Source organism: Serratia proteamaculans (assembly GCF_008830365.1).
Classification (GTDB): Bacteria; Pseudomonadota; Gammaproteobacteria; order Enterobacterales; family Enterobacteriaceae; genus Serratia; species Serratia proteamaculans.
In genome coordinates this window covers 51405-68922 of sequence record NZ_WBKI01000011.1, presented here as the reverse complement: position 1 = coordinate 68922, position 17518 = coordinate 51405, and the positions used below count along the sequence as shown (strand labels likewise).

General features: G+C 54.2%; 17 protein-coding genes. 9 read left to right on the top strand and 8 right to left on the bottom strand.

The features are described 5' to 3' along the window. Positions 1-33: 33 nt before the first annotated feature. The 4 genes from gpsA to F8R23_RS23430 are packed head-to-tail and all read right to left on the bottom strand — an operon-like array spanning position 34 to position 2294. On the bottom strand, positions 34-1053 hold the full coding sequence (gene gpsA, locus F8R23_RS23445) for an NAD(P)H-dependent glycerol-3-phosphate dehydrogenase (RefSeq protein ID WP_129936356.1): 1020 nt from the start codon (positions 1051-1053) through the stop codon (positions 34-36). Continuing rightward, positions 1053-1523 carry a protein-export chaperone SecB gene (gene secB / locus F8R23_RS23440; RefSeq protein ID WP_012147489.1) on the bottom strand — a complete coding sequence of 157 codons (471 nt, stop codon included), beginning with the start codon at positions 1521-1523 and terminating at the stop codon, positions 1053-1055. Before secB ends, gpsA begins: the two co-directional genes overlap by 1 nt. A gap of 59 nt (positions 1524-1582) precedes the next feature. Continuing rightward, on the bottom strand, positions 1583-1831 hold the full coding sequence (gene grxC / locus F8R23_RS23435; protein ID WP_012147490.1) for a glutaredoxin 3: 249 nt from the start codon (positions 1829-1831) through the stop codon (positions 1583-1585). A gap of 28 nt (positions 1832-1859) precedes the next feature. Continuing rightward, positions 1860-2294, bottom strand: coding sequence for a rhodanese-like domain-containing protein (locus F8R23_RS23430; protein WP_085120037.1), 435 nt, complete (start codon positions 2292-2294; stop codon positions 1860-1862). A gap of 300 nt (positions 2295-2594) precedes the next feature. Between F8R23_RS23430 and gpmM the strand changes: the two genes are divergently transcribed. From gpmM to F8R23_RS23415, 3 genes are read left to right on the top strand one after another with little or no spacing between them, the layout of a single operon-like run. Further along, positions 2595-4139, top strand: a complete 1545-nt coding sequence (gene gpmM, locus F8R23_RS23425) for a 2,3-bisphosphoglycerate-independent phosphoglycerate mutase (RefSeq protein WP_129938889.1) — start codon at positions 2595-2597, stop codon at positions 4137-4139. A 9-nt stretch (positions 4140-4148) separates the two neighbouring features. Then, complete coding sequence (gene envC / locus F8R23_RS23420) at positions 4149-5483, top strand: murein hydrolase activator EnvC (protein ID WP_129936354.1); 1335 nt, start codon at positions 4149-4151, stop codon at positions 5481-5483. Positions 5484-5485: 2 nt separating this feature from the next. Continuing rightward, positions 5486-6451 carry a divergent polysaccharide deacetylase family protein gene (locus F8R23_RS23415; protein WP_129938890.1) on the top strand — a complete coding sequence of 322 codons (966 nt, stop codon included), beginning with the start codon at positions 5486-5488 and terminating at the stop codon, positions 6449-6451. Between the two features lie 50 nt (positions 6452-6501). Here the strand turns inward: F8R23_RS23415 and tdh are convergent, their stop codons facing one another. Together tdh and kbl are read right to left on the bottom strand one after the other, a co-directional pair. Beyond that, positions 6502-7527 (bottom strand): L-threonine 3-dehydrogenase, encoded by a 1026-nt coding sequence (gene tdh / locus F8R23_RS23410; protein ID WP_099063893.1) that lies wholly within the window; start codon positions 7525-7527, stop codon positions 6502-6504. A gap of 9 nt (positions 7528-7536) precedes the next feature. Beyond that, on the bottom strand, positions 7537-8733 hold the full coding sequence (kbl, locus tag F8R23_RS23405; protein WP_099063894.1) for a glycine C-acetyltransferase: 1197 nt from the start codon (positions 8731-8733) through the stop codon (positions 7537-7539). Positions 8734-8973: 240 nt separating this feature from the next. Between kbl and rfaD the strand changes: the two genes are divergently transcribed. The 6 genes from rfaD to F8R23_RS23375 are packed head-to-tail and all read left to right on the top strand — an operon-like array spanning position 8974 to position 15354. Then, complete coding sequence (rfaD, locus tag F8R23_RS23400) at positions 8974-9903, top strand: ADP-glyceromanno-heptose 6-epimerase (protein ID WP_129936352.1); 930 nt, start codon at positions 8974-8976, stop codon at positions 9901-9903. A gap of 23 nt (positions 9904-9926) precedes the next feature. Continuing rightward, positions 9927-10973: an ADP-heptose--LPS heptosyltransferase RfaF gene (gene rfaF, locus F8R23_RS23395; RefSeq protein WP_129936351.1), complete on the top strand. Its 1047-nt coding sequence runs from the start codon at positions 9927-9929 to the stop codon at positions 10971-10973. 2 nt (positions 10974-10975) lie between these two features. After that, positions 10976-11941 carry a lipopolysaccharide heptosyltransferase RfaC gene (rfaC, locus tag F8R23_RS23390; protein ID WP_129936350.1) on the top strand — a complete coding sequence of 322 codons (966 nt, stop codon included), beginning with the start codon at positions 10976-10978 and terminating at the stop codon, positions 11939-11941. Continuing rightward, the gene (locus F8R23_RS23385) at positions 11938-13107 is read left to right on the top strand and encodes a glycosyltransferase (RefSeq protein ID WP_151416073.1); all 1170 of its coding nucleotides are present in this window, start codon (positions 11938-11940) and stop codon (positions 13105-13107) included. The genes rfaC and F8R23_RS23385 overlap by 4 nt, the downstream gene beginning before the upstream one ends. Positions 13108-13129: 22 nt before the next feature. Further along, the gene (locus F8R23_RS23380; protein WP_129936348.1) at positions 13130-14365 is read left to right on the top strand and encodes an O-antigen ligase family protein; all 1236 of its coding nucleotides are present in this window, start codon (positions 13130-13132) and stop codon (positions 14363-14365) included. Between the two features lie 5 nt (positions 14366-14370). Then, a complete protein-coding gene (locus tag F8R23_RS23375) occupies positions 14371-15354 on the top strand; it encodes a glycosyltransferase (protein WP_129936347.1) in 984 nt (327 codons plus the stop codon). On the opposite strand, the gene F8R23_RS23370 is transcribed toward F8R23_RS23375, so the two are convergent. Both F8R23_RS23370 and F8R23_RS23365 read right to left on the bottom strand, forming a co-directional pair. Next, on the bottom strand, positions 15351-16454 hold the full coding sequence (locus F8R23_RS23370) for a glycosyltransferase family 9 protein (protein ID WP_129936346.1): 1104 nt from the start codon (positions 16452-16454) through the stop codon (positions 15351-15353). The genes F8R23_RS23375 and F8R23_RS23370 overlap by 4 nt on opposite strands. 1 nt (position 16455) lies before the next feature. Next, positions 16456-17412: a polysaccharide deacetylase family protein gene (locus F8R23_RS23365; RefSeq protein WP_129936345.1), complete on the bottom strand. Its 957-nt coding sequence runs from the start codon at positions 17410-17412 to the stop codon at positions 16456-16458. Between the last annotated feature and the right edge of the window lie 106 nt (positions 17413-17518).

Here is a 17518-nt window from a genome sequence, read left to right as displayed (position 1 = left end):
TTGCCAGGGTCAGCATGCTGCCCCGCATATAGGTTATGCGCTGTGTTTTTCGTCTTTTCTGGTACGCCCTAACAGGCTCAGCGCAGCTTCCCGGGCATTTTTATGGCAATACAGCACCTGGTAAATCTGTTCGGTAATCGGCATTTCCACGCCGTAGCGTTGCGCCAGCGCCAAGACTTCTTTGGTATTGCGATAGCCCTCGACCACCTGACCGATGCTGTCCTGCGCTTCTTGCACGCCTTTACCCTGCCCCAGCATAATACCGAAACGGCGGTTGCGCGATTGATTATCGGTGCAGGTTAATACCAGATCGCCCAACCCGGCCATGCCCATGAAGGTCGATGGATCCGCACCCAACGCAGAACCGAGGCGGGTCATTTCCGTCAGGCCACGTGTAATCAGTGCAGTACGCGCATTGGCACCAAAACCGATGCCGTCTGACATCCCGGCACCGATGGCAATCACGTTCTTCACCGCCCCGCCCAGCTGTACACCGATAAAATCGGGGTTACTGTAAACCCGAAAACTTTTGCCGCAGTGCAGCAACTGCTGCAAGTCTTCGGCGAACTGCGCATCGGTAGAAGCCAGCGCAATCGCAGTTGGCAGCCCGGCGGCCAGCTCTTTGGCAAACGTCGGCCCAGAGACCACAGCCAGCGGAATAGCCTCGCCCAGCGCTTCACGTGCCACATCCTGCAACAGCCTGCCGGTTTCCGCTTCCAGCCCTTTGGTCGCCCACACAATGCGGGCATCCGGGCGCAGATGCGGTTTCAACTGACGCAGCACATCGCCGAACACATGGCTTGGCACCACCACCAGAACGTCGCGGCTGGCAGCCAGCGCGCGCGCCAGATCGGCTTCGAGCAACAGCGTATTGGGGAAAGCTACGTCAGGAAGAAATGCCTGGTTGCAGCGGTCGTGCTGCATCTTTTGGATCTGCTCGGGGTTATGGCCCCACAGCACCACGGAGTGGCCATTACGCGCCAGCGTAATGGCTAATGCGGTGCCGTACGAGCCGGCACCGATTACGGTCATTGAAGCATTGACGGTGTTCATCAGGCATCCTGATGTGGTGCGGCACCTTCGCCTTCGGACTGCTGCTGCAGATAGTTCATGAACAGCGCGTCAAAGTTAACCGGTGCCAGGTTCAACTGCGGGAATGTACCGCGAGAAACCAGGCTGGTGATGCACTCACGGGCATACGGGAACAGAATGTTCGGGCAGTATGCACCCAGGCAATGCGCCAGCTGCGTGCCGTCGATGCCCGCTACGGAGAAGATACCCGCCTGCTGCACTTCACACAGGAACGCAGTTTCTTCGCCCAGGGACGCAGTCACGGTTACGCGCAGTACAACTTCATACACTTCGTCAGCCAGCTGGCTGGAAGCGGTATCTAGATCCAGTTTAACTTCTGGCTGCCATTCCTGCTGGAAAACCTGCGGAGCCTTTGGTGCTTCGAAGGAGATATCCTTGGTATAAATACGCTGGATCTGGAAAGCCATCTCTGTGCTGTTTTGTTCTGACATGTGTGTAATACCCTTGGTTAAACGTCCTTATTGACACTCAGTAACCGGCAGCCGCCCGCTTAAAGCAGCGGATCCAGACCACCACGAGCATCGAGTTCATATAAATCATCACAGCCGCCAATGTGTTGGCCGTCGATGAAAATCTGAGGCACGGTGGTGCGCCCACTGCGCGCAATCATCGCTTCGCGTTTTTCATTATCACCATCAATGGCGATTTCGTTAAACGCAGCGCCCTTGCTGTTCAGCAGCGCCTTGGCGCGATGGCAGAACGGGCAAGTCGCTTTGGTGTAGATATCAATGTTAGCCATGGATTACCACCTCAAATACGTTAAAGAATTACTTACCGCGTACTAGCGGCAGGTTTTCCCCGCTCCAGCCGGCAATACCGTCTTTCAGCGTAACTACGTTTTCAAAACCGGCTTTGCTCAGATTATCTGCCGGCTCGCGAGAAGTGGTGCCGTTGGCACAAACCACGATGATCGGCTGAGCCTTGTGTTTTTCCAACTCGCCCAGACTGCCGCTTTTGATTTCGCTGGCGGTCAGGTTGATGGCGTTGGCCAGGTGGCCTCGGCGGAAATCATCACGGCTGCGGGTATCAACCACAACGGCATCTTCTTTATTAATCAGGCGGGTGGCTTCACCACGGGTGATCTCTTTCACCTTGGAGAAACTGCTCTTGAACGTCATGACGATCACCGCAACCAGCAGGGCGATCCAGGCCAGGCTCAGTATGGGATGCTTGCTAACGAATTGCATAATTTCTTGCAGCATGGGGTGTAACAACTCCCGTCAGTTAAGGGAAAAAATAACTCAAGGTTCCAGAGTATACCTGCCGAGTGCAGCAAATACAGCCAATAAGCAAGCGCTATTGCAGAAACTGCGGGCTACGCTGAGAAATTCGCACTGCCACAGCATAAAAGCCAGCCTTGTTCACCGCAACTTTGATCTCTCTGGGCTCTTTTTAACCGACCACGTTGTAAAATCGGACGGTTTTGAGAGTGAATAGCCATTAGCCTGACCATGGACCAATGGCTATTCACAACTTATAAAGTTCATAACGAGGTTAACGCAATGTCGAGTAACAAAAAGCCGATGGTACTGGTGATCCTGGACGGTTACGGCCACCGCGAGGAACAACAGGACAACGCCATTCTGAACGCCAAAACGCCGGTGATGGACCGCCTGTGGCAACAGCAGCCACATACGCTGATCGCCGCGTCCGGACTGGATGTCGGCCTGCCTGACGGCCAGATGGGCAACTCGGAAGTCGGCCACGTCAACCTGGGTGCCGGGCGCATCGTTTATCAAGACCTGACGCGACTGGATAAAGAAATCAAAGAAGGCGATTTCTTCGCCAACCCAACGCTGACGGCGGCGGTCGATAAGGCTGTTCAGGCGGGTAAAGCAGTGCATATCATGGGCCTGCTGTCGCCGGGCGGCGTGCACAGCCACGAAGATCACATTCTGGCGATGATTGAGCTGGCTTCACAGCGCGGTGCCAAAGCCGTTTACCTGCACGCATTCCTGGACGGCCGCGATACTCCACCCCGCAGCGCAGAAAAATCGCTGCAACATTTCAGCGACGCATTTGCCAAACTGGGCACCGGGCGCATCGCATCGCTGATTGGCCGTTATTACGCCATGGACCGCGACAACCGTTGGGACCGCGTGCAACTGGCCTACGATCTGCTGACCCAGGCCAAGGGTGACTTCGTGGCCGATAACGCCGTTACCGCCTTGCAGGCCGCCTACGAGCGCGGTGAAAACGACGAGTTCGTCAAACCGACCGTGCTGCAAGCCGCCGGTGAAGCCTCTGCCGAGCTGCATGACGGCGACGCGTTGATTTTCATGAATTTCCGTGCTGACCGTGCACGCCAGATCGTCCGCTCCTTCGTCAATGCTGATTTCGACGGTTTCCCACGCGCCAAAGTCATCCATTTTGGTGATTTCGTGATGCTGACCGAGTACGCCGCCGACATCAAAGCCCCTTGCGCCTATCCGCCGGCGTCGTTAAGCAATACCTTCGGCGAATGGTTGATGAAACACGACAAGACCCAGCTGCGCATCTCGGAAACCGAAAAATACGCCCACGTCACCTTCTTCTATAACGGCGGTGTTGAAGAACCGTTCACCGGCGAAGATCGCGTGTTGATCAACTCACCTAAGGTCGCTACCTACGATCTGCAGCCGGAAATGAGCGCCGCCGAACTGACCGATAAGCTGCTGACCGCCATTGGCAGCGGCAAGTACGACGCCATTATCTGCAACTACCCGAATGGCGACATGGTAGGTCACACCGGCGTTTACGACGCGGCGGTAAAAGCGGTAGAAACACTGGATAACTGTATCGCCCAGGTGGTCGAGGCGGTCAAGGCCGCCGACGGACAGTTGCTGATCACTGCCGACCACGGCAACGCCGAACAAATGCGCGATCCAGCCACCGGCCAGGCGCATACCGCTCACACCAGCCTGCCAGTCCCGCTGATTTATATCGGCAAGCCTGCCAGCGCAGTCAATGGCGGCAAGCTTTCGGACATCGCGCCGACCATGCTGACGCTGATGGGAATGGAAATCCCGCAAGAGATGACTGGTAAGCCGCTGTTCATCGTGGAATAATCCTTCTCCATGAGGGAAAAGGCGTTTTTTGCACTATCAAGGGTAACCCGAAGCGCAAACGCAGGCAGCCAGCCGCTGCCTGAACGCACCGCGCCAAGGAAGTTGACCACCATGTGCGCCAGCGTATTTTACGCTGGCGTCTTGTTGTTGCCGTTAGCCAGCCAGGCGGCGGAAGACAACAAATCCCAGCTCAAAGACATCCAGCAGAGCATCGCCGAGAAAGAAAAGGCGGTTAAACAGCAGCAACAACAGCGCAGCTCACTGCAGGACCAGCTCAGGCAGCAAGAAAAAACCATCGCGCAGGCCAGCCGCCTGCTGCGTGATACCCAGGGCACATTGAGCCAGCTGGGGAAAGATATCTCCGGCCTGAACGCCTCAATCGCCAAGCTGCAAAAACAGCAGTCAACCCAGCAGGAAATCCTTGCCAAGCAACTCGATGCCGCCTTTAGGCAGGGCCAGCACAGCGCCGTCCAGTTGGTGCTTAGCGGTGAAGAAAGCCAACGCAGCGAGCGTATTTTGGCTTACTTCGGCTATCTGAACGAAGCGCGCCAGCAAACGATTGAAGAGCTGAAACAAACCCGCGCCGAACTGGCGAAGCAAAAAACCACGCTGGTCGCCAAGCAAGGCCAACAGAAATCGCTGCTGGGCGAGCAACAGACGCAGCAACAGAAGCTGGAGCAGGCACGCGGAGCGCGTAAGAAAACGCTGACCGCACTGGAAGCCTCGCTGGAAAAAGATCAGCAACGTCTGGTGGAACTGCGCCAGAACGAAACCCGCATGCGCGACAAGATCGCCCGGGCCGAGCGTGAAGCCCGCGCCCGCGCGGAACGCGAAGCCCGTGAAGCCGCCAAGGTGCGCGAGCAGGTTCGCGTCAAAGAACAGCAGGCGAAAAAAACCGGCACCAGCTATAAGCCAAGCGAAGCCGACCGTTCACTGATGGCCCGTACCGGCGGCCTCGGCCGACCAAATGGGCAGGCAATATGGCCGGTGCGCGGCCGCACTCTGCATGGTTTTGGCGAACAGCTGCAAGGCGAGTTACGCTGGAAAGGCATGGTGATCTCGGCCTCCGAAGGCAGCGAAGTGAAAGCCATCGCCGATGGCCGTGTATTGCTGGCCGACTGGCTGCAGGGCTATGGTCTGGTTGTCGTCATCGAACACGGTAAGGGTGACATGAGCCTGTATGGCTATAACCAAAGCGCGTTGGTCAACGTCGGGGCGCAGGTGCGCGCCGGTCAGCCAATCGCCTTGGTGGGTACCAGCGGGGGCCAGGGAACACCGTCGCTCTATTTCGAAATTCGTCGCCAGGGTCAGGCCGTTAACCCACTACCGTGGTTGGGAAGATAGATTTGCGCTATATCAAAATCCGTACTGCCGTATTGATTGGCTGTCTGCTGCAAGTTTGCGTCGCACAGGCAGGAAAACTATCCATCGTTATTGATGACGTCGGCTACCGGCCGCATGAAGAAGGCGCCGTGCTGCAGATGCCGACGGCGATTTCCGTTGCCGTACTGCCCAATGCTCCTCATGCCCATTTAATGGCCACCCGCGCCCACAGTCAGGGTCGCGAAGTGCTAATCCACATGCCGATGGCACCGCTCAGCAAGCAACCGCTGGAGCGTGATACGCTGCAACCTTCGATGAGCAGCGAAGAGATCCAGCGCATTATCCGCAATGCGGTCAATAATGTGCCCTACGCGGTGGGTATGAATAACCATATGGGCAGCGCCATGACTTCCAGCCTGCCAGCCATGCAGAAAGTGATGCAGGCACTCGACAGCTACCAGCTCTATTTCCTCGACAGTATGACCATCGGCAACAGCCAGGCCACCCGCGCGGCAGCCGGCACGCACGTGAAGGTGATCAAACGTAAGGTGTTCCTGGACGATACCGCCAACGAAGCCGATATCCGCCGCCAGTTCAACCGCGCGGTCGAGTTGGCACGACGTAATGGTTCAGCCATAGCCATTGGTCACCCGCGCCCGGCGACGGTAAGAGTGTTACAGCAAATGCTGCCGACGCTGCCGGCCGATATTGTTCTGGTGAAACCGAGCTCACTGCTGAATGAGCCGCAGGGCAGCAGCAGCGGTGGCAATTACGTCCCACCACCGGTCAAGCCAACGAAACCACAGCCGAAGAACCCGTTCACCGGCGGTATCAAACAGTGTAAGGTCAAGTTGCCGAAGGAAAAAATCAACGCTAGCAAGGCGATAGGCGTGATCGGCGAAAGCGTGACGCAGTCGCCAGCCGTCACCTTTATCAAACGCCAGTGGCAACGCTGGACAGACTCAACACCAGACAAACCCAAAGCATAAAAAAAGGGCCGGAATTCCGGCCCTTTTTACACCTAAGCAGCAACTTAAAACTAATCCCAGCTCAGAATCACTTTACCGGACTGGCCGGAACGCATGGCGTCAAAGCCCTGCTGGAACTGGTCAACGGAGAAACGGTGGGTGATGATAGGAGTCAGATCCAGACCCGACTGGATAAGCGCAGCCATCTTGTACCAGGTCTCAAACATCTCGCGACCGTAAATCCCTTTGATAAACAGTCCTTTGAATATCACCTGATTCCAGTCGATCGACATATCCGACGGCGGAATACCCAACATGGCAATGCGTCCGCCGTGGTTCATCGCGTTGAGCAACGAACGGAACGCCGGTGGCGCACCAGACATTTCCAGCCCGACGTCAAAGCCTTCGGTCATGCCCAGTTCGGCCATCACGTCAGTCAGGTTTTCTTTGCTGACGTTTACCGCACGGGTCACGCCCATTTTGCGCGCCAGATCCAAACGGTATTCGTTAACGTCAGTGATCACCACATGGCGAGCGCCAACGTGCTTACACACTGCCGCCGCCATGATACCGATCGGCCCGGCACCGGAAACCAGCACGTCTTCGCCAACCAGATCAAACGACAGCGCGGTGTGCACCGCATTGCCGAACGGGTCGAAGATAGATGCCAGCTCATCGGAAATGTTATCCGGGATCTTGAAGGCATTAAACGCCGGGATCACCAGATATTCAGCAAAGGAGCCTGGACGGTTCACGCCCACGCCGGTGGTGTTACGGCACAGATGCGTACGGCCACCGCGGCAGTTACGGCAATGACCGCAGGTAATATGGCCTTCACCGGAAACGCGGTCGCCCACGCTGAAGCCTTTGACTTCCTGGCCGATGGCAACCACTTCACCCACATATTCATGGCCGACCACCATAGGGACCGGGATGGTTTTCTGTGACCATTCATCCCAGTTATAGATATGAACATCGGTACCGCAGATCGCAGTTTTACGGATTTTAATCATGATGTCGTTATGGCCCAGCTCCGGCTGAGGCACATCGGTCATCCAAATCCCTTCTTCCGCTTTCAGTTTTGACAATGCTTTCATGGTTTTACCTTATGCAATAACGCCAAGATCTTTACCGATACGAATGAACGCAGCAATTGCACGTTCAATTTGCTCCGGGGTGTGATCGGCGGACATCTGGGTGCGGATGCGCGCCTGGCCTTTCGGCACCACCGGATAGAAGAAACCTGTCACATAGATGCCTTCCTTGAGCAACGCATTGGCGAAATCCTGCGCCAGTTTTGCTTCACCCAACATCACCGGGATGATGGCGTGATCGGCCCCGGCCAGCTCAAAGCCCGCCGCGGTCATTTTTTCACGGAACAGACTCGCATTGGCCCACAGGCGATCGCGCAGCGCGTCCCCCTGCTCCAGCAGTTCCAAGACTTTAATCGAAGCGGCGACAATAGCTGGCGCCAGTGAATTGGAGAACAGATAAGGGCGCGAACGCTGGCGCAGCCACTCCACCACTTCTTTTTTTGCTGCGGTATAACCGCCGGAAGCCCCACCCAGTGCCTTGCCCAGGGTGCCGGTAATGATGTCGACGCGGCCCATCACTTCGCAATATTCGTGGGTACCACGCCCATTAGCGCCGACAAAACCCACCGCATGGGAATCATCAACCATCACCAGCGCCTGATATTGGTCAGCCAGGTCGCACACCCCTTTCAGGTTGGCGATCACACCGTCCATTGAGAATACGCCGTCGGTGGCGATCATAATGTGGCGCGCGCCGTCGGCCTTGGCCTGCTCCAGCTGTGCAGCCAGTTCGGTCATGTTGTTGTTGGCATAGCGATAACGTTTCGCCTTGCACAGACGAACGCCGTCAATGATAGAAGCATGGTTCAACGCATCGGAGATAATCGCGTCTTCCGGGCCCAGCAGGGTTTCAAATAACCCGCCGTTAGCGTCGAAGCAGGAGGAGTACAGGATGGCGTCTTCCATCCCCAGGAAATCGGCCAGCTTTTGTTCCAGCTGTTTATGGCTGTCCTGAGTGCCGCAGATAAAGCGCACCGACGCCATGCCGAAACCGTGGCTGTCCATACCGGCCTTGGCCGCTGCGATCATCGCCGGGTGGTTAGCCAGACCAAGATAGTTGTTGGCGCAGAAGTTGATCACATGGCGACCATCAGCAACGGCAATATCTGCCTGCTGAGCGCTGATAATGATGCGTTCTTCTTTGAACAACCCTTCACTACGGGTGGTCTCAAGTTGTTGTTCCAACTGCTGATAAAAAGACGCGGACATTCGGTTATCTCCAGGATTGGTCTGTTTTCAACATATTTTACTGATTTGTAACCAAACTGACGAGAATCTGCGGGAGAGAATATGAAAATTGCAGCAGATATCACGGCAAAGTGCTGCGGAGCTCGACATCGCGGGATATTCAGAGCCCGTCCGATGTTTGCGACGACATGAAATGCTATTATAAGCAGCATTGAGCGTGGGGCACTGTGTCCCACCGGGTAGAATAACAGGGGTAACCCAATGATTATCGTCACTGGCGGCGCCGGCATGATCGGCAGCAATATTATTAAAGCGCTGAATGACACAGGGTATCGCGATATCCTGGTGGTAGATAACCTGAAAGACGGTACCAAATTCGCCAACCTGGTCGATCTCGACATCGCCGACTATATCGATAAAGAAGATTTCATCGCCAACATCATCGCCGGTGACGATCTGGGTGAAATCGACGCGATCTTCCATGAGGGTGCCTGCTCTTCCACCACCGAGTGGGACGGCAAGTACATGATGGACAATAACTATCAGTACTCCAAAGACCTGTTGCACTACTGCCTGGATCGCGAAATTCCGTTCCTGTACGCCTCATCCGCAGCCACCTACGGCGGCCGTGAAGAGTTTATTGAAGAGCGCCAATTTGAAGAGCCACTGAACGTCTACGGCTACTCAAAATTCCTGTTCGACCAGTATGTGCGCGAAATCCTTCCGCAGGCAGATTCACAAATTTGCGGCTTCCGTTACTTCAACGTTTACGGCCCTCGTGAAGGTCACAAAGGCGGTATGGCCAGCGTGGCGTTCCACCTGAACGGTCAGATCAACCGCGGCGAAAACCCAAAACTGTTCGACGGTAGCCAGGACTTCAAACGTGACTTCATCTACGTCGGCGACGTGGCGGCAGTCAACCTGTGGTTCTTGAAAAGCGGCGTGTCCGGCATCTTCAACTGCGGCACCGGTCGTGCGGAAACTTTCCAGGCCGTAGCCGATGCCGTGGTCGACTTCCACCAAAAAGGCACGGTAGAAAACATCCCGTTCCCGGAAAAGCTGAAAGGCCGCTACCAGGCGTTCACCCAGGCCGATCTGACCAAGCTGCGCGCCGCCGGCTATGACGCACCGTTTAAAACGGTCGCCGAGGGCGTGAAAGAGTACATGGCCTGGTTGAACCGCACCGCTTAAGCAGAAGGGATTTAACGTAGGGTATGAAAATACTGGTTATCGGCCCTTCTTGGGTTGGCGATATGATGATGTCGCAAAGTCTCTACCGCACCCTGAAGGCCGAGCACCCGACGGCAGAAATTGATGTGATGGCGCCGGCCTGGTGCCGTCCATTACTGGCGCGTATGCCGGAAGTCAATCAGGCACTGTCTATGCCCTTGGGCCACGGTGCGCTGGCGCTCGGTGAACGTCGGCGGTTGGGGCATACCCTGCGAGCCAACGGTTACGACCGCGCCTATGTGCTGCCGAACTCATTCAAATCCGCGCTGGTGCCATTCTTTGCCAAGGTGCCGCAACGTACCGGCTGGCGAGGTGAAATGCGCTATGGCCTGTTGAATGATATTCGCCTGCTGGACAAAACCGCCTTTCCACTGATGGTGCAACGTTACGTAGCCCTTGCCTATGACAAGCAACGCATTCAGCGCGCCGAAGACCTGCCACAGCCTCTGTTATGGCCGCAACTGCAGGTCAGCGACGAAGAAATTGCCGAAACCACCGCCGCCTTCAATCTGACCGATCATCGACCGATTATCGGCTTTTGCCCAGGCGCAGAATTTGGCCCGGCCAAACGTTGGCCGCACTACCACTACGCCGCGCTGGCCCAAAAGCTGATTGACCAGGGTTATCAAATCGCCCTGTTTGGTTCCGCCAAAGATAATGAAGCGGGCGAGCAGATCCGGGCCGCACTGGATGATGATTCCCGCGGCTTTTGCATGAATCTGGCCGGGGAAACCCAGCTTGAGCAAGCGGTGATCCTGCTGGCTTCCTGTTCGGCCGTGGTCAGTAACGATTCCGGCCTGATGCACGTCGCAGCAGCGTTGAACAAGCCGCTGATCGCCTTGTACGGCCCAAGCAGCCCGGATTTCACGCCGCCGCTGTCCAGCAAAGCCAAAGTGATCCGCTTAATAAGCGGTTACCATAAGATACGCAAAGGCGATGCCGATCAGGGATACCATCAGAGCCTGATCGATATTCAGCCCCAGCAGGTGTTGGACGCGCTGACGCCGTTACTTGCCGCCAGCGAGGAATAAGCATGCAGGTGTTGATTGTTAAAACTTCCTCCATGGGAGATGTGCTCCATACGCTGCCGGCGTTGACCGACGCGATGCAGGCGATCCCCGGCATCCGCTTTGATTGGGTGGTAGAGGAAGGTTTCAGCCAAATTCCCACCTGGCATCCGGCAGTAGACCGAGTGATCCCGGTGGCGATCCGCCGTTGGCGCAAAAACTGGTTTGGTAGCGAAACCCGCCAACAGCGTTGCGACTTTAAACGTGTGGTGCAGGAGCGTGACTACGATGTCGTGATCGATGCGCAGGGGCTAATCAAAAGCGCCGCGCTGATCACCCGCATCGCCAAAGGCAGTAAGCATGGTCAGGACAGCAAAAGCGCCCGCGAACCTTTCGCCAGCTGGTTTTATAACCATCGCCATGATATCGACAAACAACAGCATGCCGTAGAACGCACACGTGAGCTGTTCGCCAAAAGCCTGGGCTATGACAAGCCGGACAGCTACGGCGATTATGCCATTGCGGCCCGCTTTCTCAGCCATCTGCCGGCCGATGCCGGGCAGTATCTGGTGTTTTTGCACGCCACTACCCGCGACGAGAAGCACTGGCCGGAGTCTCACTGGCGCGATCTGATTACGTTGGCCGCAGCGAGCGGATTAAAGATTAAACTCCCGTGGGGCGCGGAGCACGAACGTCAGCGCGCATTGCGTTTGGCGGAAGGCTTCCCACAGGTTGAGGTTTTACCCAAACTCAGCCTGCAACAGGTGGCTGAAGTCCTGGCGGGTGCGAAAGCCGTGGTCTCGGTTGATACCGGCCTCAGCCACCTGACCGCCGCGCTCGACAGGCCGAATATCACGCTGTTCGGCCCTACCGATCCAGGGTTGATCGGTGGTTATGGTCAGAATCAACACTCATTGATCTCCCCGGAAAAGAGCATGGCAACCCTCACTGCCGACGCAGTCTGGTCCGAGTTGCAAAAGGTTATTGGATGAAAAAACTGCACATTATCAATTTAGGGAAAATGGGCGGTGTTGAACGCCTGTTCCTGCAGTACATCAACGACACCACCGACGGTAGCAACGAAGTGATTTGCATCAGCAGTGAAGTCGGCGATGAGATTCGCCGGCAAATGCCTGACCAAAAAGTCACCTTTGCCAATCGGCTGATTAACTCGCTACCGCTGCGCTGCCCGCAATTTTTGCGTAAATACCTGCTGAAAAGAAAAATCGAGCAGGCCAATGCCGACGTGGTGATCGTTTGGGATCTGATACCGGGTCTGGCTGCTAAACCTAAACGCGGCAAGCTGGTTTATTACGATCATGGCTGTTCATGGCGTTACCCAAAGAATCACAAGACTTTACGTTTTCTCGCGATGCTGGACGGTTGCATCTCCGCGTCCTACGCCTCTAAACGGGTGATGGCGCTGCGGTTCAACCTGCCCTGCCCGAATCACGTGGTGATAAATCGGCTGAAAACGCCATCGGGTATCAGCGATAACCTGAAGCCGCTCAGTAAACCCGTCAGGATCGGCACAGCATCACGTTTGGTGAGCCTGAAAGGCATTAGTGTTTCGTTGCTGATGATGCAGGAACTACTGCGTCGTGGGCATGATGTCACATTGGAGATTGCCGGTAAGGGCCCGGATCAGGCAGCGTTTGAAACCCTGGCAGAAAAGCTTGAGCTGAGCGACCGGGTCACCTTCAGTGGTTTCCAGGATAACGTAGCCGACTTCTTTAATCGTACGCATATCTACATGAGCACGCCGATCACCGAGCCCTTCGGCTTATCTTGTATGGAAGCGCTGTATTTTGGCGTACCAGTGATTTTCCCACAGGTCGATGGCCAGCCAGAGGTGATTCAAGACGGACACTGCGGCATTGGCCTGACACCCTCGGTGACGATTGAAGAACATCAACGCTTGACCGGTATCAAAGTGGATTTCCCACATGATGTCTACGATCCGCTTAGCGATACCCTGGTAACGCCCAAGTTGCTGTCACATCTTGAATGTGCGGATGCGGTGGAAAGGCTGATGGTGCCGGAAATCTATCAAAATATGAGTCAAAATGCGCAACATTACCCGGTCGAACATTTCAGCTACGCTATGTTCAAGACCGAGTTTGATGACGCACTGAAATCCTTTATTAGCCAACCATAATGTGAGCTGGAAACCTAGTCCCATGCTATTAAAAGAGACCACACCCCATCCTGCCTTCAGTTACCTCATCTATTTGGGTTGCGCGATCGCTTTTTGCACCATTCCTTTCGGTTCAGCTACTGGACGCAATATTTTCTATATTTCCAGCTATATTTCCTTCATCGCTGTCTGCTTGAATTTAAGATATTTTTTTAAAAATAAACGTAATTTAATTCTGCCTTTGCTGTTTTTTTGCGTGGGTATGGCGACTATTTTCTGGATGAACCACTTCAAACAACCCGGTGACTACATCAACATTTACCGCTCCTATATGTCGACCGGTAAATTACAGATCGCCACTGCCTTCATCCTGTTGATTGCATTAAATGAGCGACTTTGCATGCAACGCGCGTTTATCATCGTCGCACTGGCCACCGGTGTCGCCGTCAACGGCTACTCGCTTTATCAGGGGTTGTGGTTGGATATTCCACGCATAGAGATCAACTTCGATCGTGCCACTGTTGCTGCCTATCTGATTACCGCCATCAACCTGGTGGTGCTGCAAGCAATACTGATGTTACGGACGAAATATCGTATCCCACTATATATTTTAGGCTTCCTGGTCACCTTCTCCACGTTGGTACTCACTGGAACGCGGGCAGCGATGCTGGTTTACCCAGTTGCGGTAGCTTTATCGATATTGGCAACGAAAAACCTGATTTCTCATAAACACAAAATTTTGCTGATGGCCTCCGTGCCGCTATTGCTTCTCGCCAGCGGTTTCTTTTTTAAAGCACAGATAGAACAACGTATTACAGCATTCCAGACTGATTTGCGGCTAATCAATCAACCACAGACCGAGAACTCGATTATTTCCAGAGTCTCCATGCAGATCGTCGCAATACGCACCGGTTCGCAAGCACCACTAGGACAATCCGCAGAACAACGGGGTGCCGAAATCCTCGCCATAGTTGCGCACGAGCCTCATCTGGCTGGTGTCTTGCCTTATATCAACGTGCATCTGCATAACGAACTGTTGGAAACCTACTCACTCAAAGGTGTCTGGGGCATGCTATTTTTACTGGCGCTCTACATCGGTTTATTCGTTTCCTCACTTAAGCCCTACCGCAATGCGTTGCTACTGGGGGTCACATTCAGCCTGTTTGTTTACGGGCTCAGCGACGTTATCTTCTTCAGCACGGAAGCCACGGCGATTTTCTGCCTGGCGATTATCCTCAGCGTGCTGTCAGTGAAAAAAACGCCAGTATCCGAGAATTGAAAAACATGGTTTCGTCGCCGCATCTGCTCAGCTTTATTGTACCTTTTTACAATAACGAAAATTTTGTTGTCGCCAGCCTGAGCTCGCTGTTCAACCAGATCGCTGATGATATTGAAGTGATCATCATTGATGACGGTTCAACAGATACTTCTGCCGAACGGGTCCGCCAATTACTGGCGGAGCGCCAACATCCGCATGTGACGTTTATCTCGCAGAAAAATGGCGGTATCGCCTATGCCCGCAACGTCGGGCTTCGTCACGCACGAGGGCGCTTTATTACCTTCCTAGATGGCGATGATTTGCTGAGTAATGACTATCTGGCCATTCTACGGCCACTGTTGGTTGCCGATGAAGATGACCTTATCGATTTTAATTATCAGAAGTTTACCGACGTTCCACCAACACAACCCGCCGATACGACAGCTCGTCGCAACACTTATGATTTCGCGAGTCTTGGCTTGTCCTGCCTAACCCCATTATTTGCTCACTCGATGTGGCATCTCTGGAGTCGTATCTACAGGCGATCACTGTTGGAAGGAGAGTCATTTGAAAATGGCAGGCGTTATGAAGACGTGATTTTCACCCCTTTCCAGTATTTCAAAACCCAGAAAATTGCTCATCTCGATCACGTGCTCTATTTTTACCGTGACAACAGCCAGGGAATTACCCGTAATGTCAAAGCTAAAGACATTGAAGATATGCAGTTTGCTATCGACAAAATGCTGCTCTTTATCGACCAGCATCCGGGTGATGAATCACTACGACAGTTGGCAGCGTTAATGCTCGCCAACTGTTTCTCTGAAGTGAAAGGTATGTCGAAGGTATTGTACGGTTATTACTATTACCCGCCAGAAGCACGGTATAGATTTCGGCGTCTTGCTGACGTATGCAGCAACAGCGGCGTACCGCGTAAAAAAGTCCGACAAATGCGTTACGCCTGGGTGGACACCTGGCTGTCAAAAATCCGCTGGCGGTTGAAAAAGCGCTAAACCTGCGCTTTATCTAACGACAGATGATCCACGACTTCAGCGTAAATGCGCTGTGGTTGGATCACCCCCATCGGGCTTTCCGCTTCCAGTGGCATGGTGTATCCGGTACGGGAAACCTGAACGATTCGATGTAGCTCCAGATCCTGAATCGGCCCGGTAGAACGCGAATCCGCGGTGACAAACAGGCTAATGGTTTTGACCTTCAGCGCCACCGCCAGGTGCAATGGCCCGGTATCGCCGGTTACCAACACGTGGAAGCTGTCGATCAGCGTCAACAGCCCTTGCAACCCCGTTTTACCAATCTGGTTGTCGATGCATGCCTGGGTTTCAGGACTAACCTGACTCAGGAATTGTTGTGCTTTCCCTTCATCAAAAGGCCCGCCAATCAGTACTATGCGTACATTGCCCTGTTTAGCCACCAGTTCGTCGGCCAGCCGGGCAAAATGTGAGACAGGCCAACAACGTGACTCAGTAGAGGCGCCTAACTGGAATCCAATAGTACAGTGCTCACTGCTTTTGACGCCCGCCTGGTAAGACACTGGAATTTCCATTGTGGGATCGTCACTACGGCAGCCCAGGATGGAAATCAGCTCCAACTTGCGGCGAATAAAGTGGCCGTAGTAATGAAAAATATAGTTGGTCAACCAGGGTTCAAGCCCGCAAATACCAGAACTGTAGTTATCCCTGATAATGTATTTAGCCCCGGACAAGACCGCACTGATAATGTCATACGGCAGATGTGAGTGCAGGATCAATGCCAAATCTGGTCGATGTTCGCGCAACGATTTTAACAGCGGGCGCATGGTTTTGATTTTGCTGTCCCAATACACCACCCGATCGTAATAGCGACCATTCTCCACTAACTCCTGATTTTTTTTGTGCACTACCAACGTGATATGTGCATCAGGGTAGCGTTCTCGCATCGCGCGAAGCGCCGGGGTATTGAACATAAAGTCACCCAGCGCCGTGGTGGAATAGATGACAATATTGTCAAACTGAAGCCGACTGTCGAAAGTCGCTTTGTCCTGAAAGCGGCCGGACTTTGCTGTATAGCGCCGTAAAAACCAATCCGCGACCTTAATTTTCCATTTTTTCGACATGTCAGTTCACTTTAAGTTGATAATACTCGGCCAGCGTCATGCCCACCGTGCGCTGCTGCAGCCAGGCAAAAAGCTGCTCCAAATCACGATATAACACTTCGATATCCTGCTGCGTTTTAAAGGTCGGGCTACCGCCGGGCATAAACTCGGACGAGTGCAGCATAAATTCAACGTAGTCATGGCCCTGAGCCAGACAGCGCTCAGCCACCAACTTCATTTTTTCCAGATTGCCGCCGCTTGGCCGCAGCCAGTTAACCGACGGTGAGCGCCGTTTGCCACGCAGGCTATCGTAACCCTGCTTTAGCGTATTCATCAGCGCCGAATGCTTATACTGGATACTCATAGGCACTTCCAGTAGCGATGAGGAGCCCGCCCTGGCGATATTTTCCGGATCGATAAAATAGGCCTGCGATGGGAAGTGGCGATAGTCGGTGCCGCCGTTGCCCTGCGGGTTGCCCGGTGAGTATTGCCAGTTAACGCGCGGCGTCACCGAACAATCCACCTGATAACCATATTCCAGTAGCAAGGCCGCATAGTATTCATTAAACGCCCAGCGCCCGGCGCGATGGCTGAGCATTTTGGTCTGGAAGCTGTCTTCCAGCAATTTGGTCATATGATCGACCTTGGCGCGAATTTGATCGACCGGGTATTCGATCAGATAGGGCTTATGCCGCCAGTCGTCGCCAGTTAATGGCGTCAGCGGTGGGCTGTTCCAGGCATGCAGGTGCATCCCCACCTCCCCGCAGCCACGGGCTATCACATCACGGGCAAACTCGACATATTCTGCATCCACCGCCATTTCATAGTTGGTGAGGTACACCGGCTTAAAGCCATATTTCTCACACAGCGTCTGAAAGCGCGGCAAAAAGCGCGTGTTTTCGGTCGAAATGCGATCGTGGTTTTGCCACAAATTATCGCCTTCGGTATCAATGGTGATGAGAAACGCCGGTTTAGTCATAAATATCGAGCCTGATATCAATAGAATGCATTATGTTACGCAGGGCGTTTCGCCAGGGCAAACGACTTTGTTGCCTGGTTTGGACAACGTTGAAGGCCTTTTGTCA